This is a genomic window from Rhodococcus sp. WB9, from assembly GCF_007558985.1.
Lineage (GTDB): Bacteria > Actinomycetota > Actinomycetes > Mycobacteriales > Mycobacteriaceae > Rhodococcus_F > Rhodococcus_F opacus.
The window spans coordinates 6,327,474-6,352,849 of the sequence record NZ_CP041769.1; the positions used below are offsets into that span (position 1 = coordinate 6,327,474).

Consider the following 25,376-nt stretch of genomic DNA (forward strand, 5'->3'; position numbering starts at 1 on the left):
ACCACCATTCCCGCTACACTCACCTCGGTGTGCGCCCCGCGCGTGCACCGCGCCTTCGTAGCTCAGGGGATAGAGCAACCCTCTCCTAAAGGGTAGGTCGCAGGTTCGAATCCTGCCGAGGGCACTCTCCTGCCCGCGGTAGTCCTCACTGCATCCGCTCCCGCATCTTGGACGAGGTAACGCAGGTCACGCCGCAGGCGATACGCCAGGCAGGTCGGGACGACCCGAGGAGAGTCTCATGAACTGGGTGGACATCGATATCTTCCCGCCGCTGATTGCCAACCTGCTGCACCTGTTGGCCGCCCTGACGAACAACGGGACGGGATCATGATCGGCATACTGCCCGACCTGCCGTACATGGGTTTGGATTGGGAGTTCTTCTTCCCGACCAACCTCTATATCGCGTTCATCAACTGGTGGAATCCTTTCTAGCGCACGGTAGCTCGGTCAGCGGGGTCCGCGCCCGCGCCGACATTCCGGGGATACGGATATTGCGGACCGTGGCTGACCTCGATCGTTCGTATCGTCGCCCCATGACCACTACCGAGAACCGCCCGGCAGCCCTGCACTCCTACTTCGCCTACCGTGACGCCCCGGCCGCTCTGCGCTGGCTCGAGCGCGCGTTCGGGTTCGAGACCACCCTCGAGTTCCCGGACGACCACGGCGGGATCATGCATTCCGAATTGCGGAGAGGCGACGCCGCCATCATGCTCTTCAGCGACGACGGCAACTACGACCGGCCGGCGCTCCGGGGCGAGACCGTCGGGCACGGCACGTATCTCAGCGTCGGCACCGACAGCGAAGTCGACGAGGTCTACGCCACCGCCGTCGAGGCCGGTGCCACCTCGGTCTGGGAACCCGCGAACACCCAATGGGGCAACTATCGCTGCCGGGTCCTCGACCTCGAGGGCTTCGAGTGGACGTTCGGCACCCTACGCCCGGGCGAGAGCAGCGGTGACTGGCCGGACGGCGAATGACGGTGACACGGAACCGGATCGACGCGGCACCACACCGGGTCGTCAGTCGATCGCGAAGAGCCGCGCCGCGTTGTCGTGGCACACCGCTCGCAGCCACGGCTCGCCGAGGTCGAATCGAGTGAGTCCCTCGAGTGCGTCGAGGTAGGGATACGGGATGTTGGGGAAGTCGCTGCCGAACACGATGCGTTCCTGCAGATCCGCCAGCCGGTGCACCTGGTCGCGTGGAAACGGTGTGGCCGCTTCGGTGTAGTCGGTGAACGTCATCGTGGTGTCGAGATACACGTTGCCGTACTGGTCGGCCAAGTCCAGGAATTCCCGGTACTCCGGCAGACCCATGTGGGCGATGATCAGGTGCAGCCTCGGGTACCGCGACAGCAACTCGGCGATCGGGCCGGGGCCCGTGTAGGTGCCGGGCGCCGGCCCCGACCCGCAATGGATGACCACCGGGACACCCGACTCCTGCAGCACACCCCACACGGCGTCGAGGAGCGGATCGTTCGGCGAATAGTCGCCCACCTGGATGTGGGACTTGAAGACGCGCGTGCCCGATTCGACCGCCTCCGCGACATACGTGGCCGCGGATTCCTCCGGGTAAAACGTGGACGTCCGCAGACAGTCGGGGGTCTGTTCGGCGAATTCGACCGACCACTGGTTCAGCCACGCGGCCATCTCCGGTTTGTGCGGGTAGATCATCGACGTGAACCGCCGGACACCGAACCCACGGAGGTGTTCGACGCGGACATCCTCTTCGTGCCGGTAGTGGATGGGCCACTCACGTCCGGTGAGGGGACCGACCGCGTCGAAGTAACCCCACACCTTCTCCATCACGTTCGCGGGCATGAAGTGGGTGTGGACGTCGATGATGCCGGGCAGCCCCAGCGCACGCCAGAACTCCTGCACCCTCAGATCCTCGGACAACAGTCTTCTCCTCGACGCAGTGTGCCGGACGCAGAACCCCGGCAGGTCAAAACGGGGGCCGCCTCAGAACAGCGTGAACGCGTCCTCCGCCTCGGGGGTGGATTGCGCGACTGCTGCCGGTGCAGGCGCGGGGGCAGGGACCGGCGCCGGTGCGAGCGCACCGGAGGCGACGGCACGAGCCGCTTCGCCGGCGAGGACGTCGGCCATCTCGTTGTAGTGGTTGCCGACGTGGCCACGAACCCAGCGGAAACGCACGGGCCCGGGGCGTTCGCTGATGGCCCAGTCGATGGACTGCACCAGCGCGAGGTTCTTGACGGGAGCGCCACCCGCCGTCTTCCAGCCCTTGCGCTTCCACCCGGGCAGCCACTCCGACGCGCACTTGATGGCGTACTGGGAATCGGACTCGATCAGCAGCGGATCTTCCCCGGGATGCGCGGTGATCGCTTCGAGCAGAGCCCGCAGCTCGGCGATCTGATTTGTCCCGGAGGGTTCGCCACCCGATTGGCTGGGACCCTCGTGATTGACCCATGCCCAGCCGATCGCCCCACCGGGGTTGCGGAGGCAGGATCCGTCGGTACTCACGATGATCATGGCTGGGACTTTACGTGCGCGCTCCGACATCCGCCGGTGGCGGTCGCGTTCGGAGTGGATACGCTGCATTCGATGACGGTTTCGCTGGAGGTGGTCGAGACCACCGTGACCGCGCGGCGCCCCCTGGACGTCGCCATGTCGTTGCAGCCTCTACAACGCGGCAAGGGCGACCCCTGCCACCGCCGGACGGCCGACGGCTCGATCTGGCGGACGTCGGTGCAGAAGTCGGGCCCGGTCACCTATCGCATCACCCAGATCGACCGCCACTCGGTGCGCTGTCAGGCGTGGGGTCCGGGCGCCCACGAGTTGTCCACCGGACTGGGCCGCCTCGTCGGCGACCACGACGACTGCGCGGACTTCGCCCCCGACCATCCGATCCTCGTCGAGGCCCACCGCCGATTCCCGCACCTGCGCCTCGGCCGCACCGACCGGGTGATGGAGGCCCTCGTGCCCGCGATCCTCGAGCAACGTGTGCACGGCGTCGCCGCGTTCGCGTCGTGGCGGCGCCTCGTGCGGAAGTTCGGTGGGCCCGCTCCCGGACCCGCTCCGGACGGGATGAGGCTGCCCCCGACCGCGGACGTGTGGCGGCGGGTTCCGTCCTGGGAATTCCACCGGGCCAACGTCGACCCCAGCCGGTCCCGGACGATCGTCCGCTGCGCGCAGGTCGCCGACCGGCTCGAGAAGATCGTCGACCTCCCTCGCGAGGAAGCGAATCGCCGGCTGATGTCCATTCCCGGCGTCGGGATCTGGACGGCGGCCGAGGTGTCGCAGCGTGCGCTGGGCGACCCCGACGCCCTGTCGGTCGGCGACTATCACCTTGCCGCGGTGGTGGGGTGGTCGCTGCTCGGCAAGCCCCTCGACGACGCCGAGATGGTGGAGTACCTGGCCCCGCTTCAACCGCACCGCCATCGGGCCGTGCGACTGCTGGAGGTGAGCGGACAGGCCGTCAAACCCAAGTTCGGGCCCCGCACGGCGCTCGTCGACCACACCTGGCACTGACCCCGCATTCGCGGAGACCCCACACGCGTTTCCCATACCCATGAACACCTGTTCAAGTGTTCATACGAGAAACTAGACTTCGAAGGATCAGCTGCCGGCCGGAGGAGTCGCCCGTGGAACCTGTGGCAATGCACATGAGCGACGGCCTGATCAATGCGCCGACCTCACTGCTGTTCGTCGTCGTCGCGGTGGCGGGACTGTCGATCGCCGCGTGGCGCGCGCGCTCGGAACTCGACGAACGCACCGCACCGATGGCCGGTCTCGTGGCGGCCTTCATCTTCGCGGTCCAGATGGTCAACTTCCCGATCCTTCCCGGTGTGAGCGGACACCTCCTCGGCGGCGCGCTCGCCGCCGTCCTCGTCGGCCCCTATACCGGGATGCTCTGCGTCTCGATCGTGCTGATCGTGCAGGCCCTGCTGTTCGCCGACGGTGGGCTGACGGCGCTGGGAGCGAACATCACCAACATGGCGATCATCGGGGTGGTGGTCGGCTACGGCGTCGCGGTGGCCCTGCGTCCGCTCGTGGTGCGCCAGCAGCGACTGCGCCTCCGCGTCCTCGGCGGGCTCGCGTTCGCCGCGGCACTGTGCGGAACGGTGGCGGCGTCGATGGGCTTCGTCCTCGAGTACGCCATCGGCGGTCATGCGACGTCCGGAGATTCGACGTCGCTGGGCGCGGTGGCGGCGTACATGCTCGGGGCGCACGTGCTGATCGGCATCGGTGAAGGCCTCATCACCGCCGTCACGGTGACGGCCGTCGCGAAGGCGCGCCCCGACCTCGTGTACCTGCTGCGGACGGCACCCCGACGAGTCGAGGTGCGGGCATGAGCACGTCGTCGCCGGTCTCGCTGCGCCGATTCCTCCTCGGTTTCGCGCTGGTGGCGCTGCTCGTCGCCGGCGCGGTCTCGTATCTCGCCAGCACGAGTCCGGACGGTCTGGATGCCGCGACCACTCGCGGGTGCGAAACCGTGGAAACCGATGCCGGGGAGACGCTCGTGGGTGACTGCATCGCCCAGAACGCGTCCGCCCATCCGTTGTCGGACTCGCCGCTCGCCGACTACACGGTGGGCGGCCGGTCGCATCTCACGGGGGTCGCGGGCGTGATCGGCGCCACCGCGACGTTCGTCGTCGCGGGTGGCCTGTTCTGGCTGCTCGCCCGCGCGCGGCGGAACCGAACGAGCCCCTGACCGTGGGAGCCGGTCACGCCCATCCGCTCTACCTCGACGGCACGTCACCCCTGCACCGGTTGCCGGCCGAGGTCGAGATCGTCTGCGCCGTCGTCTTCGTCTTCGCGGTGGTCGCGACGCCACGCGAGACGTTCTGGACGTTCGCCGGGTATCTCGCGATCCTGCTCGTGATCTGGCGGATCGCCGGCATTCCGATCAGATGGATCGGACCGCGGATGCTGATCGAATTGCCGTTCGTGACGCTCGCACTTCTCCTGCCGTTCGCCGAGGGCGGTGCACGCGTCACCGTCCTCGGACTGTCGCTGTCGGTCGCGGGCCTCTACGCGGCCTGGGGCATTCTCGTGAAGGGCACGCTCGGCGTCCTGGTCTCACTGACACTCGCCGCGACCACGCCGGCCCGGGACCTGCCGTTGGGTCTGGCGCGGCTGCGCGTGCCCGCGATGCTCACCACGATCGTGGTGCTGATGCTGCGCTACCTCGACCTACTCACCGCCGAGGTCGAGCGGATGCGCACCGCCCGGCTCTCCCGCGGCGACGACCCCCGGACGTTCCGGCAGATCGGTGCCACCGCCCGTGGCGTCGGCGGATTGTTCGTGCGTTCCTACGAGCGCGGCGAGCGCGTCCACCTGGCCATGCTGTCGCGGGGTTTCACGGGTTCGGTTCCCACTGTCGGGGTGCCACCTGCGACCGCTGCACTGTGGCGGGTGGGGCTCGCGCCTGCCGTGTGCGCGGTGGGGATCTGTGTCACGGCGTGGGTGCTCCGATGACCGCGGCCGTGCATCTCGAGGGCGTCTCGTTCGCGTATCCGGACGGCAGGGCCGCGCTGCACCGGATCGATCTCACGGTGCAACCGGGTGAGAGGGTGGCCGTCCTCGGCCCGAACGGGGCCGGGAAGACCACACTGATGTTGCACCTCAACGGCATTCTGACGGCCACCGAGGGCAGCGTCACCGTGGGCGGGCTGGAGCTGTCGCGGGCGGCGTCCCGGGACACGGTGCGGGAGGTCCGGCGCCGCGTCGGCATCGTGTTCCAGGACCCCGACGACCAGTTGTTCATGCCGACCGTCGCGCAGGACGTCGCGTTCGGTCCGGTCAATTTCGGGATCACCGGGACCGCGCTCGACGAGCGGGTGCACGACGCGCTGGCGGCCGTCGACATGACGGCACATTCCGATCGCAATCCCGCGCACCTGTCGGTGGGGCAGCGCCGCCGCGTCGCGCTGGCGACCGTTCTCGCATGCGCCCCGGACGTCCTCGTGCTGGACGAGCCGTCGAGCAATCTCGACCCCGTCGCCCGACGCGAACTGGCCGACGTCCTCCTGGGTATCGACACCACGCACCTGCTCGTCACGCACGACCTGCCGTACGCCGCCCAGTTGTGCACGCGCGCCGTGATCCTCGACGAGGGACACCTGGTGGCCGACGGTCCGATCCTGGAACTGCTCGGCGACCCCGCGCTGCTCGCCGAGCATCGCCTCGAGTTGCCCTGGGGCTTCCGGCTTCCTACGACCGACCCTCATTCGCCCGGCGAACGATCCGTGACACCGCCGATCGGGTAGCCCACGATGGGGAGACGAAGCTTCGCCCCGCACTCCTACCGGAGGTCCGCGATGTCCATACCCGAAGCCGACGCCGGGGCCGTGTCCCAGCGCATTTTCGACGCATCGCTCGGGGCGATCGACCTCCTCGCCGTCCATCTGGGTGACCGGCTCGGCTGGTACCGCAGTCTCGCGTCGGAAGGTCCGGCAACCGCGGACCAACTGGCGGAACGCACCTCCACCCACCCGCGGTACGCGCGGGAGTGGCTCGAACAGCAGGCCGTGTCGGGACTTCTCACGGTCGACGACTCGGAGCCGCGGACGTTCACGCTTCCGGCCGGCGCCGCCGAAGTGCTCACCGACGAGCAGAGTCTCAACTATCTTGCACCGCTGGCGCGGATCTTCGTCGCCGCGACCACGCAGATGCCCGCGTTACTGGAGGCGTACCGCACGGGCGGCGGTGTGGGATGGGCGCAGTACGGCACGGATGCCCGTGAGTCGCAGGCCGACATGAATCGGCCGTGGTACGAGCAGGTTCTTCCCGGTGCGCTGGCATCGGTTCCCGAGGTCGACGCATTACTGCGGACGCCCGGCGCCGCCATCGCCGACATCGGATGCGGCGGCGCGTGGTCCACGATCGCACTCGCGCGCGCCTACCCGGACGCCAGACTCCACGGCTACGACATCGACACCGCGACCGTCGAACTCGCGAGGTCCAACGTGCGCGAGCGGCCGGATGTCGCCGATCGGATCACGATCACCGAATCGGATGCGGCGGGAATTCCCGAAAGCACCTATACCGCGGCGTTCGCGTTCGAATGCATCCACGACATGCCGGCGCCCGTCGATGTACTGTCCGCGGTTCGGAAGGCCCTGGTTCCCGGTGGCGCGATGATCGTGATGGACGAGGCGGTGGACGACGAGTTCTCCGCGCCGGGAAGCGACGTCGAGCGGCTGATGTACGGATTCAGCCTCACCGTGTGTCTTCCCGACGGCATGAACCACACACCCAGCGCGGGCACCGGAACGGTCATGCGCCCGAGCACATTGCGCAGCTACGCCGAGGCGGCCGGTTTCGGCACCATGGACATCCTTCCCATCGAGGATTTCGGGTTCTTCCGGTTCTACCGGCTCACGGTGTAATCCCTGCACCGCCACCCCGATACGCACGTATTTTGCGGAAAGGCCGAAAACTGAGGCATCCGAAGGGGGAAGATGTCTGCAGTAGGCAGGTTACGGACGCTTTCGCCGGTCGGGGCAAGTGAAGCGCCAGGTCGAACCAGATTTGTCGTTTGTCATCCGCTACTACGCATGGGAAACACCATGAAACTGCATAGAGTGACAGCACCGGCAGCGCTGCTGATCGCCACCCTGTGTGTCGGAATGGGTACCGCGTATGCCGCCCCCACTCCCGCCGACCAGGCCGTCATCTCGCACACCAGCCTGAGCGCCGACGGCCGATCGGTCGGTACGGCACTCGACGCCGGGCACTTCACCCTGTCGCGGACGGCCGCCGCCGTCGACATCGTCAACGATTCGGGCACCCCGGTGGGCACGATCCCCCTGCGCTATTCGATCGCCGGTGTGCAGTTCGCGATCGATCCGCTCATCACCGACGCCGGCCGGTTCCTGAACCTGACACCCACGACGACCCCTGTCGCGGGAACCCTCGCCCTCACCCCGGTCGACAGGGATTCGGCGTACAACAACATGGTCGAGCAGCTGCAGATCGGTTGGAACAACGGCGGCGGGACCGCGACCGCGATCGGCGCAGGCATCGGATTCGTCGTCGGGTGCATCTTCCTCATCCTCGGCGGGTGCCTCCCCGGTGCCGCGGTAGGCGCAGCGATCGGCGCCGTCACCGGTATCAGCAACGCGAACCCCGCTGCGCCACCAGCGGTTTACGAATTCCTCGGAACCCCGTAGCGGGGCTTCCGTCCGACTCCGAAGACGATTTCGGGAGGGCTATGGGTTTAGTTCGCACACGGGGAGCATCACCGCGCACCCACATATGCATGTAGCCGTTCCGGTTTTCCAGCGAATATGGTCCACGCACAACGATGTTCGGTGCACTCAGGTGGGGGCCGTGTTCGTCCTACGACATGGTGGGAATTTCCATGAAACTCTTGAAAACTCTGGCATTGTCCATATTCGTCGTCTCCGCGATGGCCGTCGGGGCGGGCACTGCGTATGCCGATCCCGCACCTCAGGGAATCGACTGGTCACAGCCGCTGATGACTCCTGCGGCCGACGGCGGCAGCAGCCAGGTGGCCGAACAGTTCTTCCCGGAGAACGAAGTGAAACAGGACGCCTTCGACAAGATGACCAACGAGATCAATACCGGTTGGAACAACGCGGGCCTGCAGGGCATGGCGATCGGTTCCAACGTGGGCATGGCCATCGGGTGCGTGTCGATCTTCCCCAACTTCATCGCCGGCTGCATCGTCGGCGCAGTGGTCGGCACCATCGCCGGCGCCGTCATCGGCATCGGTGTGGGTAATCCCAACGCACAGCCGGCCGTAGAGCAGTTCTTCGCCACACCCTGAGCGAAGAGCGAGCTGCAGCCCCGGCCTCACTCGGGCCGGGGCTGCGGCGCGTCGTCAGCCGACGACGCCCTGGTCGCGCATCGTCGCGATATCTTCCGCCGACCAGCCCAGTTCACCGAGGATCCGATCGGTGTGCGCGCCGAGCGCGGGCACGTCGCCCATCCGCATCTCCACGTCGGAAAACGTCATCGGGGGCAGCATCGCCCTGATCGGCCCGGCCTCGGTTCCGATGTCACGCCAGCGGTCGCGCTGATCCAGCTGCGGATGGTCGATCAACCCGCCCATGTCGTTGAGCTCCGCCGCCGGGATCCCGGAGTCCGCGAGCGCCTGGTCGAGAGCCGTGCTCGTGAACCGTTGAGTCTCCTCGGCGACGAGGGCGTCCACCTCGGCCCGGTGCTGCACACGCAGCATATTGGTCGCGAACCGGGGATGGTCGGCGAGTTCTGGTCGCTTGAACACGTCGGTCACCAGTTGCCGCCACCCGCGGTCGTTCTGGACACCGATGAGGATCTGTCCGTCGAGGGTCGGGTACGAGTCGTACGGGACGATCGCCGCATGACCGAGCCCGACGCGCGGGATCTGCTTGTCGGCGTACATCTTCATGTACATCGGGTGGCCCAGCCACTCCGCGGTCGCGTCGAACATCGACACGTCGATCCGCGCCCCCACTCCGGTGCGCGACCGCCGGAACAGGGCGCCGAGGACGGACGTCATCGCATACATTCCCGCCGCGATGTCGGACACCGGGACACCAGTCTTGGTCGCGGTGTCGGGGGTGCCGGTCACCGAGATCATCCCCGTTTCGGCCTGGACCAGCATGTCGTACGCCTTGCGTTCGCGCCGCGGCCCCGCCGACCCGTAGCCGGACATGTTCACGACGATCAGTTCCTCGTGCTCGGCGCGCAACTCGTCGGCGCCGAACCCCAGCCGGTCGGCGGCATCGGGGGCGAGATTCTGGATGAAGACGTCGGCCTTCGCGATCAGCTTCGCGACGGTGTCCCGGCCCACCTCGGACTTCAGGTCGACGCCGAGCGACTCCTTCGACCGATTCAGCCACACGAAATGCGACGCCTGCCCGAACACCGCGTCGTCGTAGTTGCGGGCGAAGTCGCCCTCGCCGACGCGCTCGATCTTGATGACCCGCGCGCCCATGTCCGCGAGATGGCGGGTGGCGAGCGGAGCGGCCACGGCCTGCTCGAGTGCCACGACGGTGATGCCGTCGAGCGGCAGCAGTCCGGGGTCGTTCTCCATGTCGGGATTCACCTTTTCTCTTCGGCCCCCGTGTGATTGTGGTAGTGCGTGGCCCCGATCGTGTGCAGCAGTTCGTGCACGGTGTCGTCGGTGAGCCGGTACCGCATCGAGCGACCGTCCCGCGTCGCCGACACCCACCCCTGGTTGCGGAGCAGTCGCAGAGCGTGCGAAACGGCAGTCCCGGTCATGTCGAGTGCCGCGGCCAGGTCGCCGACGCAGATGTCGGGGGCGTGGTGCAGACACAGCAGCAGTCGGAGGCGGTTGCCGTCCGACAGCAGTTCGAACCGGTTGGCCCAGCCGTCGATGTCGGGGGTGTGCAGTGCCGCCGCAGCACGCTGAACATCCTCGGGGTTCAGGGCGGGGGTGGCGGCCATCACGCCAGTCTACAAACGCCGCGAGGCCGCTCGGCGGGGCATCCATAGGCGATTCCTCACTGTCCGTTCGGCTCTGTGACTTTGTTTCCGCACTCACGCGGGTGGTCGACTGGCAGCACGCGTCACCCGGTTCCCGGCGGCGTCGACGAGTCATCGAGGAGCGTGATGTGAGCGGTCTGCATCTACCCCAGCGTGTGCGGCACCATGCCGCAGAGCGGCCCGGAGCACCGGCAGTGACGTGTGGTGACACCACGCTGACGTACGCGGAGCTCGACTGGCGGACCAATCGGATCGCAACCGCGCTGTCGGCGTTGACCTCCGACGGCGGCCGGGTCGGGGCACTGCTCCGGATGTGCGCCGAGGGTGTCGAGGCGTTCGTGGCCGCCGCCAAGTCGGGGCTGGTGTTCGTCCCGCTCAACTGGCGACTCCCGGCGGCCGAGGCCGCCGCGATCGCGGTCGATGCCGAACTCCAGGTGCTGATCGTCGAATCCGAATTCGCTGCCGCCGCGGACGCCGTTCGCGGCGCGCTCCCGAGCGTGGTCGTGGTGGTCGTCGACGCGGCCGACGGCGACGTTCTTCCGCCCGGCACCTGGACGTGGGACCGGCTGGTCACATCGGGTACCGCCACCGATCCGGGTCTCGGGGACGACCCCGACGCCGAGGTGCTGCAGCTCTACACATCGGGCACGACGGGTTTCCCGAAGGGCGTGGTGGCGACGCATCGCAACCTGCACAACGAGCCGGAGTGCCTGCTGATCTACCGCTGGAAGCCCGGCTCGGTGGCACTCGACGCCATGCCGCTGTTCCACATCGCGGGTGCCGGCTGGTTGAGCACCTGTCTGTCGGCGGGCGTCCACGTGGTGCTGCTCGGCGCGTTCGACGCCCGGCGGGTCGCCGAACTCGTCGAACGGCATCGGATCACCCACGCCTTCCTGGTTCCGTCGACCATTCAGATGCTCCTCGACGTTCCCGACCTCGACCGCTACGACGTGTCGAGCCTCGAACTGGTCGCCTACGGTTCGGCGCCGATCACCACCACTCTGCTCCGGCGAGCGATCGATCGCCTCGGCTGTGGATTCGTGCAGCGCTACGGCATGACCGAGACGACAGGCTCGGTCACCGCCCTCGCTGTCGAGGACCACGACCCGTCCGGGCTCCGTGCGCACCTGCTGCGTTCCGCCGGCAAGCCCATGCCCGGTGTCGAGGTCGAGATCCGGGACGTGGTGACCGGCAACCGGCTTCCGGTGGGCGTGTCCGGGGAGATCGTGTGCCGCTCACGCAACAACGTCGCGGGCTACTGGCGGCGGCCGGACGAGACCGCTCAACTGCTCACCCCCGACGGTTTCCTGCGCACCGGTGACGCCGGGCACATCGACGGGGAGGGCTACCTGTTCGTCACCGACCGGGTGAAGGACATGATCATCACGGGAGGCGAGAACGTGTACCCGATCGAGGTCGAATCGGTGCTCGCCGAGCATCCGGCGGTGGCCGAGGTGGCGGTGGTCGGCGTGCCGCACCGGACGTGGGGTGAGTCCGTGACGGCGGTCGTCCGGCTCGTCGATCCGTCGAACCAACCGGACGAGCAGGACCTGATCGCGTTCACCGCCGCCCGGCTCGCGTCGTACAAGAAGCCGCGGGAGATCGTCTACGTCGCCGAACTTCCGCGAGGAGCGAGCGGCAAGATCCTCAAACGCACCCTGCGCGAGGGGCTCCGCGCCACGGAGGTGACGTCGTGATCGTCACCGAAGACGTCGGTACCGTCCAGCGCGAGGCGTGGGCCCTCGGCGTCCTGCCGCCGGTCGAGCAGGTACGCCCCGGATTGTGGTCGATCCCGGTGCCGATGCCGCGAAACCCGTTGCGCTACGTCCTGATCTACGCGCTCGCGCTGCCCGACGGCCTGGCCCTGATCGATGTGGGCTGGGATTCCGAGGAGTCGTGGCGAGCCCTCGTAGACGGCATCACCGAGACAGGGCACCACGTCACCGACGTCCGGTACGCCGCCGTCACCCACCTGCATCCCGACCACTTCGGTCTTGCGCCCCGGCTGCGGGAGGTCAGCGGGGCCGCGCTCGCGATGCACAGCGCGGACGCCGCACTGCTCGGCCACCATTCGCCGGAGGACACCACCGCCGACGAACAACTGTGGAACACCCAGCTCGCCCAACTCGGGGCGCCCACCGACATCCTCGCGGCCGCCCGCGTCGACCTCGTTCGGCTGGGGGCCGGCGAATCCATGGACGTCGTGCTCGGTGACGGGACTCCCCTGGACCTGCCCGGCTGGGATCTGCGGGCGGTCTGGACCCCGGGGCACACTCCCGGTCATCTGACCTTCGTCGACGACACCCATGGACTGATGTTCAGCGGCGACCACATGTTGCCCCGCATCAGTCCCAACATCTCGACGGTGCCCGGCGAGCTGGAGAACCCGCTGCACCGTTACCTGCTGTCGCTGCACGCCACCACCTCCATGCCCGACGGCGAGGTGCTGCCGGCCCACGAGTACCGCTTCCGGGGGATCGCCGACCGTGCCCGGCAACTGATGGGTCATCACGAGGAACGCTTCGCCGAGATCGTCCAGACTCTGGGCGTACATCCCGAATCGACGGCGTGGGAGATCTCGCACCACATCTCGTGGTCGCGGCCGTTCGAATCCATGTCCGACCGCCTGCTCCGCCTCGCGGTCCGCGAAACCCATGCCCACCTGCTCGTTCTGGCCGACCGCGGGAGCATCCGCTCACTCGGCGGGCACCCCGAACGCTGGACCCCGACACCGTAAGGAACACACCCCATGAGCGTGGTTCTCACCGAATTCTCCGACGGCGTCGCCGTCATCACCCTGAACCGGCCGGAGGCGAAGAACGCCGTCGACCTCGAGGTCGCCAAGGCGCTTGCCGCCGCGATCGACGAGTTCGAGGCGCGGCCCGACCTGACGATCGCGATCCTCACCGGTGCCGGGGGAACGTTCTGCGCGGGCATGGATCTGAAGGCGTTCACCCGCGGGGAGCGGCCGTCGCTGCCCGGCCGTGGCTTCGGCGGCATCACGGAGGCCCCGCCGACCAAGCCGCTGATCGCCGCGGTGGAGGGCTGGGCGCTGGCCGGCGGCTGCGAATTGGCGCTGTCGGCCGATCTGATCGTGGCCGCCCGCGACGCCAAGTTCGGCATCCCCGAGGTCAAGCGCGGGCTCGCCGCCGCCGCAGGCGGTCTGCTGCGACTGCCGAAGGTGCTGCCGTACCCGATCGCGATGGAGATGGCGATCACCGGCGATCCCCTCACCGCCGACGTGGCGCACGCGCACGGACTGGTCAACCGGCTCACCGAGCCTGGGCAGGCCCTCGGCACCGCCCGCGAACTGGCGGCACGGGTCGCCGCCAACGGTCCCCTCGCGGTGCGCGCCACCAAGCAGGTCGTCGCGATGTCCGCCAACTACACCGATCCCGACTCGTTCATAGGGCAACGCCGCTTTCTCGATCCGGTGTTCGCTTCCGAGGACGCCCAGGAGGGTGCGCGCGCCTTCGCGGAGAAGCGCCCGCCGGTGTGGCGTGGCCGCTAGCCTCATGATCGGCGCAGCCCGCACCACGGCTTCCGTACGATGACCGCGTGGACCTGCATCTCGTCACCTACTTCGTCGCGGTAGTCGATCACGGCGGGATCACCAGGGCCGCACAGTCCCTCTACATCTCGCAACCGTCGCTTTCACAGGCGATCCGCACACTCGAACGCCGCCTCGGTGTCACCCTGTTCGACCGCACCGGGCGGCGTCTCGAGCTGACCGAGGACGGCCGCACCCTCGACGTCGCCGCCCGGCGCATCCTCGCCGACGTCGAGCGGGCCAAGGCCAAGGTCGCAGCCGTGCGCGAACTCGTGTCCGGCCGCGTCGACGTCGTCACCTACGCGGCGTTCTCGATCGATCCGATAGTCGACCTGGTGCGCCGGTTCCGTGAGCAGTACCCCCGCGTGACGGTCCGCATCATCGACGCCGACGGCCCCACCGGCGTCCTCGGCGCCTTGCGCCGCGGCGAGGCCGAGCTCGGGGTGATCGACCTGTCCGTCGACCACAGTGCGCTGCGCTCGGTCCCCATCGGCGACCAGGAGCTGGTACTCGCCCTGCCCGGCGCCCTCGCCGAGACCCTTCCCGATCCGGTGCCCCGCTCGGCCGTCCGCGACATTCCGCTCGTTCAGGATCTCGGGGACAAGAGCGACGCGGCGCTGATCTCCGATCTCGTCGGCGAGCCCGCGAACGTCGTCATCGACTGCACACACCCGGGCGCCACGTGGGAGCTGGTGATGCGCGGCGCGGGAGCCACCGTCCTCCCCCGCCTGGTCGCCGAGGAACAGTTGCGCGGGGTCTCGATCCGGTCGATGACGCCGAAGCTCACCCGGCCCGTCGGCCTCGTGCAGCGGTCCGGGCCGGGATCACCCGCGGCCTCGGCGTTCGTCGCGATCGCGCAGTCCACCCGAACACCGGCACCCGAGTGAGGAACTGAGCACATGGAGTTGCGCCAGGTCGAGTACTTTCTCGCCGTCGTGGAACACGAAGGCATCAACGGGGCCGCCGCGTCGCTCGGCGTCGCACAGCCCACCATCTCGCAGGCGCTGCGCGGGCTCGAGCGGGAACTGGGTGTGCAACTGTTCCACCGAATCGGCCGGGGCATGGTGCTCAGCGCCGCAGGGCGCAGCATGGTCGGTCCGAGCAGGCAGATCCTGCGCGACGTCACCGCCGTCGAGGACCTCCTCGCCACCTCCGGCGGCGAACTCGCCGGCCGACTGGACATCATGGCGTTTCCGGCGTTGGCGATCGGGCCCCTCGTCGACCTCGTCACCGAATTCCGGCGGACCCACCCGAAGGTGATGGTCCGGTTGGGTGAATTGAAAGACGAGGCACAGGCCGGGTCGCTGATCGAGGACGGCCACTGCGAATTCGTGGTGGCGCACCTCCCGCTCGACGACGCCCGCCTGGACGTCGTCGAACTCGGCGAACAGGAGTACTGGCTCGTGTACCCGCCGGGCACCGACGTGCCGGAAGGTCCCGTTCCGCTCGCCGCACTCCCCGACATCCCGATGGTCTTCGTCCCCCGCGGCCACTCCGTCGCCAACGAGATCGAGGAATCGATCCGTCACGCCGGGGCACGCCCGACCCTCGCGGCGCTGTCCGATCACCGCGAAGCGCGACTTCCCCTGGTGCTCGCGGGAATCGGCGGAACCCTGCTGGAACGGTCGATCGCGGAGGCGGCCCAGGACCGTGCGGTGGTCCGCCGCGCGGAGCCGACGATCGCCCGCACCTTCGGGCTCGCATTCGATCCCGACATGCTCTCCCCGGTCGGGCACGCGTTCGTCGAACTCGTGCGGGCGGAAGGTTACAGCGCGAGCAGGTAGCTTTTTGCCGCGGCGTACTCGGAGACGAGCCGGTCGACGAGGTCCGCAGTCGGTTGCACGGAGCGCACGGTGCCGATCCCCTGTCCGGACCCCCAGATGTCGCGCCATGCCTTCGTTTTGGCGGTTCCGCCGCGGAAGCTCATGGCGGACGGGTCGGAGTGGGCGAGGTCGTTCGGGTCGAGGCCGGCGGCCTCGATGCTGCCGCGCAGGTAGTTGCCGTGCACGCCGGTGAACAGGTTGGAGTAGACGATGTCGGACGCGGTGGAGTCGACGATCATCTGCTTGTAGCCCTGGTCCGCGTTGGCCTCTGCGGTGGCGATGAACGCGGAGCCGATGTAGGCGAGGTCGGCGCCTGCGGCCTGCGCGGCGAGGACCGAGCGGCCGTGGGCGATCGAGCCCGACAGCAGGACCGGCCCGTCGAACCACTCGCGGATCTCCTGGATCAACGCGAACGGCGACAGGGTGCCCGCGTGTCCGCCGGCACCGGCCGCGACGGCGATGAGGCCGTCGGCGCCCTTCTCCACCGCCTTCTTCGCGAACGTGTTGTTGATGACGTCGTGGAGGACGATGCCGCCGTAGCTGTGGATGGCCTCGTTCACGTCGGCGCGGGCGCCGAGGGACGTGATGACGATCGGGACCTCGAACTCGACGATGGTCGCGAGGTCCTCGTCGAGGCGGTCGTTGCTCTTGTGGACGATCAGGTTGACCGCGTACGGCGCGGACGGCGTCTCCGGGTTGTTGGCGTCGTGCTTGGCGAGGGCTTCGGTGATGCGGGTGAGCCATTCCCGCAACACCGGCTGCGGGCGGGCGTTCAGGGAGGGGAACGATCCGACGATTCCCGACGTGCACTGGGCGATCACCAGGTCGGGACCCGAGACGATGAACATCGGGGAGGCCACAGCCGGCAGGCGCAGGCGATCGGACAGCACGGAGGGTAGAGACATCGGTTCTCCTGATGAGGGGGAGTCTTCTGATGCAAGCACTTTCAGGTACCGACCAGTTCAGCACGCAGTCCGGGCGTGAACAAAGACACATCGCTGATGGTCCGGTTAATCGGAACCTATGACGCTCGGCGGTAACCATAGGTTTGACCTCATCCGGTGTATCCCAGAACGACATTGCGGCGGAACGTCCCCGGTGATCGACTGGCTGGGCGGCACGGCGTCGACCACTCCGGCGTGCGCCGAGAACCGCGCCGACGTCTGGAGCCGCGTATGAGCATCGAAACCGTCACCTCGAACACGGGCACCGAATCCGCCGAACGCGACGTTCTGATCAGCCGGGACGGCGCGGTCGCGACGATCACCCTGAACCGGCCCGCACGGCGCAACGCCATGACCCTCGACTCGTGGATCGCGTTGCGCGAGGCGCTCGGCGAACTCGCCCTCGACGACGCCATCCGCGTCGTGGTCCTCACCGGCGCAGGCAGCGACTTCTGCACCGGCGCAGACCTCGACAAGCGCACCCCCATGCACCCGCTGAACCGCATGCGTCAGATCAATGCGACGGCACTGGCAGTCGCCGAGTTCCCCAAGCCACTGATTGCGAAGGTTCGCGGCTACGCCGTGGGAGCCGGCTGGAACCTGGCGCTGCTGTGCGACCTGCTCGTCGCCTCGCGCGACGCGCAGTTCAGCCAAATCTTCGCCAAGCGCGGCCTGTCGGTGGATTTCGGCGGCTCGTGGCTCCTGCCGCGCATGGTGGGACTACACCGCGCGAAACGTCTGGTCATGCTCGCCGAGATGATCGACGCCGAGCAGGCGGATGCGCTGGGACTGGTCAGCGAGCTCGTCGAGCCGGACGAATTGGACGCCACGGTCACCCGGCTCGCGACCCGTCTCGCGGCGGCACCGACGGTGGCCGTCATGCAGTCGACGCGACTGATCGAGGGCAGCACGACGTCGTCGCTGCGGGACGCACTCGAGAACGAGGCGCGTTCGCAAGCGGTCAATTTTGCCACCGATGCTCCGGCCGCGCTTCGCGCATTCATCGAGAAGCGTCCCCCTGCGTTCAGCGGGGAGTGGCAGGTGCAGCAACCGTGATGGTCGGGCCGTCGATCGCACAGAAGCTGTGGCACAGCCGAGTGACGATCCGCGGCCCGCGTTCGGGATCGAACCACCGATCTATGTGCGCCCAGTGATAGGGGTGTGTCATATACGGCCCGAGCAGCCCGTCCAGGTTCGAATACTCCTGCTCCCAGACGTGGGTCCACCGCGCGGAACCGGCCGATTCGTGCACCCGGCTCAGCTGCGAGGTCCCGATCGTGCGGATATGGTTCGGCATCGCCCGTGTCTCGGATTCGAACCGCTCCACCACCGCCGGATCGACCGAATCATCCACTGAGACAAACAGCGTCCGGTAGACGGTCGGTTCGAAACGACCTGGGGCGGGAGTGGGCACGCCCGTGTAGCCGACGCTGTCGATGTGCCGGATCTCGGGCGCGCACAGCTGTGCCGTGATGTCTGGTTCGGCAGCCCGCCAGTGGGATTCGTCGTCGAAGTGGAGGTGCGCGATCACGTCTCCCCCGTTGATTCCGCCTGGCAGGGCCGGTTCCACGAGAACGCGCCGAGCCCGGGGAGCAGCGGCCTCGCGCAATCGGCCGACCAACACCGCACCGGTGGAGGCATCTGCGTCGGCGACGAGGTGAACGAGCTTGGTCACCTTAAACATCGGTCATCGCCTCCACATCCGCGGGCGAGCAGGAGACGGTGCGTCGGCGGGTGGTGAGGAACTCGTCGGCGTCGGCCCACCAGTTGAGCACCTCTGCATCGTGACGTGCGAGAAGGCTCTGCTGCCACCACGCGCGCGCACCCCGCAGAGTCCAGCTGACGATCAGCGTATTCGACTGGTCGTCCAGCCATACCGGCGGGGAGACGAGCACGCGGTCCAGCGTCAGGCCACGCGCAATCGCGCCGGGCACATAGCGCTCCAGGTAGTCGGCGAGAAACGCGCGAGCCCGCCCGGGCTCGACTACCATCTCGTCGACGATGTACACGATCGACTCGGCCGATGCCATCGGCGCTCCTTTCTTCCCCCGACCAGGACGGTAGGGGGAAGAAGGGAGCGCCCCACAGAGTTGCGTCCACCCAGCGGGAGGAAGACGTCAGGTCGTCGCGGCGGCGAGTTGCTCGCGCAGCTTCGTCTTGAGGATCTTCCCGGCCGCCGACGTCGGCAGCTGCTCGACCACCACGACGTCGCGTACCTTCTTGTACGGCAGCACCCGCTCGGCGACGAACGCGGACACCGCATCCGGATCGATCGTCACGTCCGGCATCGGCACCACGAACGCCACCGGCTCCTGCCCGACGCTGCCGGCCTCCCTGCCGACGACGGCAGCCGAGGATACGTCCGGGTGCGAGACCAGGATCTCCTCGAGCTCACGCGGATACACGTTGTAGCCCTTGTAGATCAGCATGTCCTTGGTGCGGTCGCAGATGAACAGGTACCCGTCCTCGTCCAGGTAGGCGATGTCGCCGGTGTCGAGCCAGCCGTCGACGTACTGCTGCGCCGTGATCTCGGGATGGTTCAGGTAGCCGTCCGTGACCTGGGGGCCGCGGACCCACAACTTGCCGCGGGTGCCGGCCGCCAGCACGGCACCGGAGTCGTCCTGGGCACGAATCTGCACCTGCGTGTCGAACACCGGCAGCCCCACGCTGCCGAGCTTGTACGCGACGGAGCCGGTCAACGGTGCGGAGGCGACCAGGCAGGTGCCCTCGGTCAGCCCGTACCCCTCGACGACGCTCGCCGACGGGAACGCCCGGCCCAGCGCCTCGAGCGTCACGTGATCGATCGGCGCCGCACCCGACGACACGACCCGCACCGAGTCGGTGTCCCGAACGGCGGCGTCGGGGTGGGTGGCGACGGCATGCCACATCGCCGGGCTGCCGGTGATGTACGTGGCGCGGTGCGTCTCGATCAACTCCAGCATGCGGCCCGGCTCGAACCGTCCGGCGAACACCTGCGTCGCCCCGCACAGCAGCAGGAACGACATGTTGATCAGCGCGTGCGCGTGGAACAACGGCGAGACCACGACGGTGGCTCCGGCACCGGGCACGACACCGCGGCCCTCGAGACCGGCGATGGGCCGCAACTCGATTCCGCCGTCTTCGCCGGCGCGGACCTCGTGGCCTGCCCGCCAGGCGATCATCTGCGTCACGTTGGCGACGACGTTGCGGTGCAGCACCCGCACACCCTTCGACACCCCCGTGGTCCCGCCCGTGTAGGCGAGGTGGGCGACGTCGTCCCCGGACACGTCCGGAGTGAAGGGCACGGCGGCGTATCCGTCGACGAACTCGTCGAACCCGAACTGGCCGCGTCCCCCGCCCGCGGCGAGTCCGGCCACCACGACCGTACGGACGGTGGTGCCCTCTGCCGCCTCGACGAGGGTGCCCAGCTGCGCGGGTTGCGTGACGGCCGCGACCGCGGCCGTGTCCACGATCTGCGACCGCAGACCGGGGGCGGGTTGCAGCGGATTGACCAGGGTGACGGTCGCTCCGGCACGCAGCGCGCCGTAGTAGGCCACGACGAATTCGATGCAATTGCCCAGATGCAGGAGCACCACGTCGCGCTCGGTCACACCCGCGTCCCGCAGCGCCGCGGCGAAGGCACCCGACCGCTCGTCGAGCTCGCGATAGGTGCACACCGTGTCGCCGTCGACCACCGCGGCCCGGTCTCCGTACAGGCGCGCCATGCCGGGCGGGAACGCCGCCAGCGTCAGATCCGGGTAGTGCAGTGCCGGTGCAGGGTTGTTCACGTTCGGTCCTCTGTTCGTCAGCGAGGTGCCATGCGGATGGCACCGTCGAGGCGGATGGTCTCGCCGTTGAGGTAGCCGTTCTCGAGGATCTGGCAGGCGAGCTGCCCGAACTCGCTGGGCTTGCCCAGACGCGACGGATTGGGCACCGACTTCTCCAGCGACGCGCGCACGTCGTCGCGGAGCCGGGCGAGAAGCGGGGTGTCCATGATGCCGGGCGCGATGGTGCACACCCGGATGTTGCGGCTGGCGAGGTCCCGGGCGGCGGTGACGGTCATGCCGACGATGCCGGCCTTGGACGCGGTGTAATTGATCTGCCCGATCTGGCCTTCGAACGCGGCGACGGACGCCGTGAGCACCACCGCGCCGCGCTCGCCGTCGATCTCCTCCTGGCGCGCGATCCGTTCCGCTCCGAGGCGCAGGGCGTTGAACGAGCCGACGAGGTTGAGGCGGATCACGAACTCGAAGTCCTCGACGGAGCCTGCCTTGCCATCGGAGTCGAGGATGCGCATCCGGCGGCCGGCCCCGGCGCAGTGCACGATGCCGCGCAGGCCGCCGCGGTCGTCGGCGACGTCGAGGGCGGCCGCGAACTGCTCGGAATCGGTGACGTCGGCGGGAGCGAACTGGGCGGCGCTGCCCAATTCCTTCGCCGCCGCCTCACCGTCGGAGTTCGGGAGGTCGATGAGCGTGACCTGAGCACCTGCGTCGACGAGGCGGCGTGCCGTCGCGAGTCCGAGACCGGATGCGCCGCCGGTGACCGCGGTCGAGATTCCCTTGAGTTCCATCGTGCGGGGGTTCCCTTCGAAAAGTGTTGTCGGGTCAGAGAAGTTCGAGAATGGTGGCGTTGGCGAGGCCGCCCGCCTCGCACATGGTCTGCAGTCCGTACCGAATGCCGTTGTCCCGCATGTGGTGGACGAGTCGGGTCATGAGGATCGCGCCGGAACCGCCGAGCGGGTGACCGACTGCGATGGCGCCGCCGAGCGGGTTCAGCCGCTCCGTCGCGGCGCCGGTCTCCGCCTGCCACGCCAGCGGGACGGGGGCGAAGGCCTCGTTCACCTCGAACGCGCCGATGTCGTCGATCTTCAGTCCGGACCGGGTCAGTGCCTTCTCCGTCGCGGCGATGGGTCCGGTCAGCATGATCACCGGGTCGTCGCCGGCGACGGCGCAGGTGTGGATGCGGGCCATCGGGGTCAGACCGAGTTGCGCGGCCTTCTCGCTCGTCGTGACGAGCAGCGCACCGGCGCCGTCGGAGATCTGCGAGGAGTTGCCGGCGTGGATCACGCCGTCCTCCTTGAACACGGTCTTCAGCTTGCCGAGAGATTCGAGCGTGCCGCCGCGGCGGATCCCCTCGTCCCCGGCGAGGACGTCGGAGAGCGGTGCGAGTTGCCCGTCGAATGCGCCCCGGTCCGCGGCGTGCGCGGCGAGTTCGTGGGATCGCAGCGCGTATTCGTCGAGCACCTGACGGGAGAGCCCCCACTTCGCGGCCATCATCTCGGCGCCGGTGCCCTGGCTGAATCCGTCGACGCCGTACCGGTCGAGGACGGCCGCCGGGAAGTGCTCGCCGTTCTTGCTCGCGCTGCCCATGGGAACCCGGCTCATGGACTCCACCCCACCGGCGACGACGACGTCCTCGTGGCCGGCGATCACGGCGGCGGCGGCGAAGCTCACGGCCTGCTGGCTCGATCCGCACGCCCGGGTGAGCGTGGTGCCCGGAACCGTCTCCGGCCAGCCGGCGGCGAGGACGGCGGTGCGGGCGACGTTGCCTGCCTGCTCCCCCACCTGGCTGACACAGCCCCAGACGACGTCGCCGATCCCCTCCGGGGAGAGACCGGTGCGCGCCACAAGAGCCTCGAGGACGTGCGCCGACAGATTGGCGGGGTGAATTCCGGACAGGGAACCGCCACGCCGCCCGATGGGCGTGCGGACGGCGTCGACGATCACTGCATCGCGCATGGTGTGTTCCTTCGATCTGAGGGGGTCACTCGAATCAATCACGGGCGATGTCGTCAGCACAACGACTTTCGGCCGATCACAGGGTTAGTTCGTGCCTATGTCCGCGGCGTCGCCCCGGACGAGTTTCTTGTCGCGCTCGGGGTTCGCGAAGACCAGGGCGCCGACTGCGCAGACGGCGGCGACGAGGCCTAGCGACTGGAACGCGGTGGCGTAACCCTCGGCGGGCGAGGCAGCCGCGTCGACGATCAGACCCGTCGCGTAGGGGGCGACGAGGCCGCCGATCGCCATGACGGCGAGGAAGACGCCCAGGGTGCCCGCGGTCTGACGGGGCGGGCAGATCTCCGAGATCGCCGCGTTGAGCAGCGGGAACACCGACGCGGCGAAGCCGTAGCCGACGGAGACGACGAGGACGGCGACAGCGGGTGCGGTGATGGACGGGAGCGCCAGCAGGATCGCGCCGCAGATCAGCACCCCGACGGCGGGGACGATGACGCGGACGACGCGGGACGTCGAACCGCGTGCGAGCAGACGGTCGCCGATCACGGACGAGAGCAGCATGAGGATCAGCCCGGCGATGCTCGGGAACGCGAACATGGAGCCGGCCTGGAGGCGGCTGTATCCGAGGCCCACCTCGAAGTACGAGGGCAGCCACGTCAGAACCACGGCAACCAGTGCATACACGCTCATGACGAGAAACGCGCCGCTGATGAACGTCCGGGTCCGGAAGATGCGACCCCACGGTACCGCCGGTTCGCCCGCGTCACCGGGGGCCGCGGAATCGGCACCCTTGCCGCTGCGAATGTACGGGCCCTCGCTCCAGACGGTCAGCCACACGACGCACCACAGGACCCCGATGACCGCCAGCGCGACCAGTGCGTAGCGCCACCCGAACGTGACGGTCACGAACGCGAGGGCAGGCGCGACGGCGATCTTGGCGATGGACGCGGCACCGGCGAGCAGGGCGCTCGGCAGTCCGCGCTTGGCGGGTGCGTGCCACGAGTACGCCGCCGTGTGAAGCAGAGCCGAACTCGGCCCCTCCGCGAGCCCGAGTAGCAGGCGGCTGACCAGCAGCACCGCGAAAGACGCGACGACCACGAGCGGGAGTATCGCGACGGACCAGGCGATCGCGAGCAGCAGCAGCGCCCACCGCAGCGACATCCAGCGGTTCAGCGCGCCGGCGAAGAACCCGCCGACGGTGAAGGTCAGGAAGAAGAGGCTTCCCACCAGCCCGATCTGCGAGGCGCTCAGTCCCAGCTCGTGGGCGAGGGGTTGGGCGATGATGCCGAGGACGGCCTTGTCTGCGTAGTTGACGACGTAGAGCAGCACGAGGAGCCCGGTCAGGCCCCAAGCGCGGCTGCGGGACTCGGAACCGATGGCGACGGTCCGGTCGAGGATGGCAGTGGAGCGGGTCACGTGGTGATCCCTTCGGAAGGCGTGGTGGCGTGGGTCACAGTGTCACGGTTCATTGAACGTACCGGGGTGCCCGCGATCAATACGCACTCGGCGAAGGCACCGGCTACGTCTGCCTATGAGTCGGCGGATTCGAGGAGCCTGGTGTGCATTGGAGTGCGCTATCCGACCGATAGCCGAACGCCCCTAGCCGGGCCCCCGCGGATCGGGCATTCTCATCCCATGAGCCGCCTCGCCCGGACGTTCGATCCGACGAACAGTCCGAGGTTCGGAAGATGATCATCGGCAAGGGCGTACCAGGCAGTTACGCACTGTAATTCGAAGGAGAAAACCCGTGCAGCGTACGGTGTTCAACGAAGATCACGACGCGTTCCGGAAGACGATCCGCGACTTCATCGCCAAGGAAGTCGCACCCGTCCACCACGAGTGGGAGGGTGAAGGGCATCCCCCGCGCGACTTCTACCGTCGTCTCGGGGAGCTCGGGGTGCTCGGCATCCAGGTGCCGGAGGAGTTCGGCGGCGGCGGTGAGAAGAGTTTCAAGTTCGCCGCGGTGGTCGGCGAGGAGACGGCGGCCGCCGGAGTCACGTTCGGCAGCTATTCCGTCCACACCAACCTGATCCTGCCGTACCTGCTCGAGTACGCGAATGAGGAGCAGAAGCAGCGGTGGCTCCCCGGATTCGCGTCCGGCGACATCATGTTCGCCATCGCGATGACCGAGCCGGGCACCGGTTCCGACCTCGCGAACATCGCGACGTCGGCCAAGCTGTCCGAGGACGGGTCGCACTACGTCCTGAACGGCGCGAAGACGTTCATCACCGGTGGCGCGCTCGCCGACCGGATCCTCGTGGTGTGCCGCACCGCGCCCAGCACCCCCGAGGACCGCCGGGCGGGTCTGACCATCCTGGTCGTCGACACGACGTCCGAGGGTTTCGCGGTGGGTCGCAAGATCGAGAAGATCGGCCTCAAGGCCTCGGACACCGCCGAACTGTCGTTCACCGACGTGAAGGTGCCCGTGGCGGACCGCCTCGGCGAGGAGGGGGCCGGTTTCAGCTACCTCACCCACAACCTCGCCCAGGAACGCCTCTCCATCGCGCTCGGCGGGTCGGCCACCGCGGCCGCCGCGCTGCAGCACGCGATCGCGTACGTCAAGGAGCGCAAGGTGTTCGGCAAGCCCGTCGCGGCGTTCCAGAACACCAAGTTCGTGCTCGCCGAGTGCGCCACCGAGGTCGAGGCGATCCAGCTGATGGCCGACCGCGCGCTCGAACTGCACGATGCCGGCGAACTCACGGTCGCGGATGCCGCGAAGGCGAAGCTGTTCTGCACCGAGGCCGCGGGCCGGGTCATCGACAAGTGCCTGCAACTGCACGGCGGGTACGGGTACATCCTCGAGTACCCCATCGCGCGCCTGTACGCGGACACCCGCGTCTCCCGCATCTACGGCGGCACGAGCGAGGTCATGAAGACGATCATCGCCAAGGATCTCGGCCTCTGACCCCACACACCAGCAGTATGGGCGT

Annotated in this window: 27 protein-coding genes and 1 tRNA gene; 17 read left to right on the forward strand and 11 right to left on the reverse strand. The window is 68.3% G+C overall.

Going from position 1 to position 25,376, the window contains the following annotated elements; translation table 11 throughout:
* The first annotated feature begins 51 nt into the window (after positions 1-51).
* Both FND50_RS29540 and FND50_RS29545 read left to right on the forward strand, forming a co-directional pair.
* Positions 52-124, forward strand: a tRNA-Arg gene (locus FND50_RS29540).
* Positions 125-533: 409 nt separating this feature from the next.
* Positions 534-977, forward strand: a complete 444-nt coding sequence (locus FND50_RS29545; RefSeq protein ID WP_144288037.1) for a VOC family protein — start codon at positions 534-536, stop codon at positions 975-977.
* 42 nt (positions 978-1,019) lie between these two features.
* Here the strand turns inward: FND50_RS29545 and FND50_RS29550 are convergent, their stop codons facing one another.
* Both FND50_RS29550 and FND50_RS29555 read right to left on the reverse strand, forming a co-directional pair.
* The gene (locus FND50_RS29550) at positions 1,020-1,895 is read right to left on the reverse strand and encodes an amidohydrolase family protein (protein WP_144288038.1); all 876 of its coding nucleotides are present in this window, start codon (positions 1,893-1,895) and stop codon (positions 1,020-1,022) included.
* Positions 1,896-1,958: 63 nt separating this feature from the next.
* A complete protein-coding gene (locus tag FND50_RS29555) occupies positions 1,959-2,486 on the reverse strand; it encodes a ribonuclease H (protein WP_144288039.1) in 528 nt (175 codons plus the stop codon).
* Positions 2,487-2,558: 72 nt separating this feature from the next.
* On the opposite strand from FND50_RS29555, the gene FND50_RS29560 reads away from it, so the two are divergent.
* The 8 genes from FND50_RS29560 to FND50_RS29595 all read left to right on the forward strand — a co-directional run bounded on the left by FND50_RS29560 (position 2,559) and on the right by FND50_RS29595 (position 8,751).
* Positions 2,559-3,485, forward strand: a complete 927-nt coding sequence (locus FND50_RS29560) for a DNA-3-methyladenine glycosylase (protein ID WP_144288040.1) — start codon at positions 2,559-2,561, stop codon at positions 3,483-3,485.
* A gap of 128 nt (positions 3,486-3,613) precedes the next feature.
* On the forward strand, positions 3,614-4,309 hold the full coding sequence (locus tag FND50_RS29565; RefSeq protein ID WP_144289194.1) for an energy-coupling factor ABC transporter permease: 696 nt from the start codon (positions 3,614-3,616) through the stop codon (positions 4,307-4,309).
* Positions 4,306-4,668, forward strand: a complete 363-nt coding sequence (locus FND50_RS29570) for a PDGLE domain-containing protein (protein ID WP_144288041.1) — start codon at positions 4,306-4,308, stop codon at positions 4,666-4,668. The genes FND50_RS29565 and FND50_RS29570 overlap by 4 nt, the downstream gene beginning before the upstream one ends.
* A gap of 2 nt (positions 4,669-4,670) precedes the next feature.
* Positions 4,671-5,435, forward strand: a complete 765-nt coding sequence (cbiQ, locus tag FND50_RS29575) for a cobalt ECF transporter T component CbiQ (RefSeq protein WP_144288042.1) — start codon at positions 4,671-4,673, stop codon at positions 5,433-5,435.
* On the forward strand, positions 5,432-6,226 hold the full coding sequence (locus FND50_RS29580) for an energy-coupling factor ABC transporter ATP-binding protein (RefSeq protein WP_144288043.1): 795 nt from the start codon (positions 5,432-5,434) through the stop codon (positions 6,224-6,226). The genes cbiQ and FND50_RS29580 overlap by 4 nt, the downstream gene beginning before the upstream one ends.
* A 51-nt stretch (positions 6,227-6,277) precedes the next feature.
* Complete coding sequence (locus tag FND50_RS29585; protein ID WP_005573583.1) at positions 6,278-7,348, forward strand: methyltransferase domain-containing protein; 1,071 nt, start codon at positions 6,278-6,280, stop codon at positions 7,346-7,348.
* A 180-nt stretch (positions 7,349-7,528) separates the two neighbouring features.
* On the forward strand, positions 7,529-8,131 hold the full coding sequence (locus tag FND50_RS29590; protein ID WP_037203198.1) for a hypothetical protein: 603 nt from the start codon (positions 7,529-7,531) through the stop codon (positions 8,129-8,131).
* 191 nt (positions 8,132-8,322) lie between these two features.
* Positions 8,323-8,751, forward strand: coding sequence for a hypothetical protein (locus tag FND50_RS29595; protein WP_005251571.1), 429 nt, complete (start codon positions 8,323-8,325; stop codon positions 8,749-8,751).
* Positions 8,752-8,805: 54 nt separating this feature from the next.
* Here the strand turns inward: FND50_RS29595 and FND50_RS29600 are convergent, their stop codons facing one another.
* Positions 8,806-10,014, reverse strand: coding sequence for a CaiB/BaiF CoA-transferase family protein (locus FND50_RS29600; protein ID WP_144288044.1), 1,209 nt, complete (start codon positions 10,012-10,014; stop codon positions 8,806-8,808).
* On the reverse strand, positions 10,011-10,376 hold the full coding sequence (locus tag FND50_RS29605; protein ID WP_005254240.1) for a helix-turn-helix transcriptional regulator: 366 nt from the start codon (positions 10,374-10,376) through the stop codon (positions 10,011-10,013). The genes FND50_RS29600 and FND50_RS29605 overlap by 4 nt, the downstream gene beginning before the upstream one ends.
* A gap of 167 nt (positions 10,377-10,543) precedes the next feature.
* On the opposite strand from FND50_RS29605, the gene FND50_RS29610 reads away from it, so the two are divergent.
* Genes FND50_RS29610 through FND50_RS29630 form a run of 5 tightly spaced genes read left to right on the forward strand, consistent with a single transcriptional unit; the run spans position 10,544 to position 15,749 of the window.
* Complete coding sequence (locus FND50_RS29610; protein WP_144288045.1) at positions 10,544-12,112, forward strand: long-chain-fatty-acid--CoA ligase; 1,569 nt, start codon at positions 10,544-10,546, stop codon at positions 12,110-12,112.
* Complete coding sequence (locus FND50_RS29615) at positions 12,109-13,152, forward strand: MBL fold metallo-hydrolase (protein ID WP_144288046.1); 1,044 nt, start codon at positions 12,109-12,111, stop codon at positions 13,150-13,152. Before FND50_RS29610 ends, FND50_RS29615 begins: the two co-directional genes overlap by 4 nt.
* 12 nt (positions 13,153-13,164) lie before the next feature.
* Positions 13,165-13,926, forward strand: a complete 762-nt coding sequence (locus tag FND50_RS29620) for a crotonase/enoyl-CoA hydratase family protein (protein ID WP_144288047.1) — start codon at positions 13,165-13,167, stop codon at positions 13,924-13,926.
* A 47-nt stretch (positions 13,927-13,973) separates the two neighbouring features.
* Positions 13,974-14,852: a LysR family transcriptional regulator gene (locus FND50_RS29625; RefSeq protein WP_144288048.1), complete on the forward strand. Its 879-nt coding sequence runs from the start codon at positions 13,974-13,976 to the stop codon at positions 14,850-14,852.
* Positions 14,853-14,864: 12 nt separating this feature from the next.
* Entirely contained in the window at positions 14,865-15,749 is an 885-nt protein-coding gene (locus FND50_RS29630) for a LysR family transcriptional regulator (protein ID WP_144288049.1), read from the forward strand.
* On the opposite strand, the gene FND50_RS29635 is transcribed toward FND50_RS29630, so the two are convergent.
* Entirely contained in the window at positions 15,731-16,693 is a 963-nt protein-coding gene (locus FND50_RS29635) for a nitronate monooxygenase family protein (RefSeq protein ID WP_144288050.1), read from the reverse strand. The two genes, FND50_RS29630 and FND50_RS29635, sit on opposite strands and share 19 nt — an antisense overlap.
* A 270-nt stretch (positions 16,694-16,963) precedes the next feature.
* Between FND50_RS29635 and FND50_RS29640 the strand changes: the two genes are divergently transcribed.
* The gene (locus FND50_RS29640; protein WP_144288051.1) at positions 16,964-17,788 is read left to right on the forward strand and encodes an enoyl-CoA hydratase/isomerase family protein; all 825 of its coding nucleotides are present in this window, start codon (positions 16,964-16,966) and stop codon (positions 17,786-17,788) included.
* On the opposite strand, the gene FND50_RS29645 is transcribed toward FND50_RS29640, so the two are convergent.
* The 6 genes from FND50_RS29645 to FND50_RS29670 all read right to left on the reverse strand — a co-directional run bounded on the left by FND50_RS29645 (position 17,757) and on the right by FND50_RS29670 (position 23,862).
* Positions 17,757-18,416: a Dabb family protein gene (locus FND50_RS29645; protein WP_397492743.1), complete on the reverse strand. Its 660-nt coding sequence runs from the start codon at positions 18,414-18,416 to the stop codon at positions 17,757-17,759. The genes FND50_RS29640 and FND50_RS29645 overlap by 32 nt on opposite strands.
* Entirely contained in the window at positions 18,409-18,762 is a 354-nt protein-coding gene (locus FND50_RS29650) for a hypothetical protein (RefSeq protein ID WP_144288053.1), read from the reverse strand. Before FND50_RS29650 ends, FND50_RS29645 begins: the two co-directional genes overlap by 8 nt.
* An 87-nt stretch (positions 18,763-18,849) precedes the next feature.
* On the reverse strand, positions 18,850-20,499 hold the full coding sequence (locus tag FND50_RS29655) for a class I adenylate-forming enzyme family protein (protein WP_144288054.1): 1,650 nt from the start codon (positions 20,497-20,499) through the stop codon (positions 18,850-18,852).
* 17 nt (positions 20,500-20,516) lie between these two features.
* Positions 20,517-21,281, reverse strand: a complete 765-nt coding sequence (locus tag FND50_RS29660; RefSeq protein ID WP_120660480.1) for an SDR family NAD(P)-dependent oxidoreductase — start codon at positions 21,279-21,281, stop codon at positions 20,517-20,519.
* Positions 21,282-21,315: 34 nt separating this feature from the next.
* Positions 21,316-22,449, reverse strand: coding sequence for a thiolase family protein (locus tag FND50_RS29665; protein ID WP_144288055.1), 1,134 nt, complete (start codon positions 22,447-22,449; stop codon positions 21,316-21,318).
* Between the two features lie 84 nt (positions 22,450-22,533).
* Entirely contained in the window at positions 22,534-23,862 is a 1,329-nt protein-coding gene (locus FND50_RS29670) for an MFS transporter (RefSeq protein WP_144288056.1), read from the reverse strand.
* 331 nt (positions 23,863-24,193) lie between these two features.
* Here FND50_RS29670 and FND50_RS29680 point away from each other — a divergent pair, with 331 nt between their 5' ends.
* On the forward strand, positions 24,194-25,351 hold the full coding sequence (locus tag FND50_RS29680) for an acyl-CoA dehydrogenase family protein (RefSeq protein ID WP_144288057.1): 1,158 nt from the start codon (positions 24,194-24,196) through the stop codon (positions 25,349-25,351).
* Positions 25,352-25,376: the final 25 nt, after the last annotated feature.

Coding starts and splice junctions, on each gene's coding strand:
- FND50_RS29605 (WP_005254240.1), bottom strand. CDS start 10,376: ATGGCCGCCACCCCCGCCCTGAACCCCGAGGATGTTCAGCGTGCTGCG.
- FND50_RS29620 (WP_144288047.1), top strand. CDS start 13,165: ATGAGCGTGGTTCTCACCGAATTCTCCGACGGCGTCGCCGTCATCACC.
- FND50_RS29570 (WP_144288041.1), top strand. CDS start 4,306: ATGAGCACGTCGTCGCCGGTCTCGCTGCGCCGATTCCTCCTCGGTTTC.
- FND50_RS29665 (WP_144288055.1), bottom strand. CDS start 22,449: ATGCGCGATGCAGTGATCGTCGACGCCGTCCGCACGCCCATCGGGCGG.
- FND50_RS29560 (WP_144288040.1), top strand. CDS start 2,559: ATGACGGTTTCGCTGGAGGTGGTCGAGACCACCGTGACCGCGCGGCGC.
- FND50_RS29645 (WP_397492743.1), bottom strand. CDS start 18,416: ATGTTTAAGGTGACCAAGCTCGTTCACCTCGTCGCCGACGCAGATGCC.
- FND50_RS29555 (WP_144288039.1), bottom strand. CDS start 2,486: ATGATCATCGTGAGTACCGACGGATCCTGCCTCCGCAACCCCGGTGGG.
- FND50_RS29650 (WP_144288053.1), bottom strand. CDS start 18,762: ATGGCATCGGCCGAGTCGATCGTGTACATCGTCGACGAGATGGTAGTC.
- FND50_RS29630 (WP_144288049.1), top strand. CDS start 14,865: ATGGAGTTGCGCCAGGTCGAGTACTTTCTCGCCGTCGTGGAACACGAA.
- FND50_RS29565 (WP_144289194.1), top strand. CDS start 3,614: ATGCACATGAGCGACGGCCTGATCAATGCGCCGACCTCACTGCTGTTC.
- FND50_RS29545 (WP_144288037.1), top strand. CDS start 534: ATGACCACTACCGAGAACCGCCCGGCAGCCCTGCACTCCTACTTCGCC.
- FND50_RS29580 (WP_144288043.1), top strand. CDS start 5,432: ATGACCGCGGCCGTGCATCTCGAGGGCGTCTCGTTCGCGTATCCGGAC.
- FND50_RS29635 (WP_144288050.1), bottom strand. CDS start 16,693: ATGTCTCTACCCTCCGTGCTGTCCGATCGCCTGCGCCTGCCGGCTGTG.
- FND50_RS29585 (WP_005573583.1), top strand. CDS start 6,278: ATGTCCATACCCGAAGCCGACGCCGGGGCCGTGTCCCAGCGCATTTTC.
- FND50_RS29640 (WP_144288051.1), top strand. CDS start 16,964: ATGAGCATCGAAACCGTCACCTCGAACACGGGCACCGAATCCGCCGAA.
- FND50_RS29660 (WP_120660480.1), bottom strand. CDS start 21,281: ATGGAACTCAAGGGAATCTCGACCGCGGTCACCGGCGGCGCATCCGGT.
- FND50_RS29590 (WP_037203198.1), top strand. CDS start 7,529: ATGAAACTGCATAGAGTGACAGCACCGGCAGCGCTGCTGATCGCCACC.
- FND50_RS29595 (WP_005251571.1), top strand. CDS start 8,323: ATGAAACTCTTGAAAACTCTGGCATTGTCCATATTCGTCGTCTCCGCG.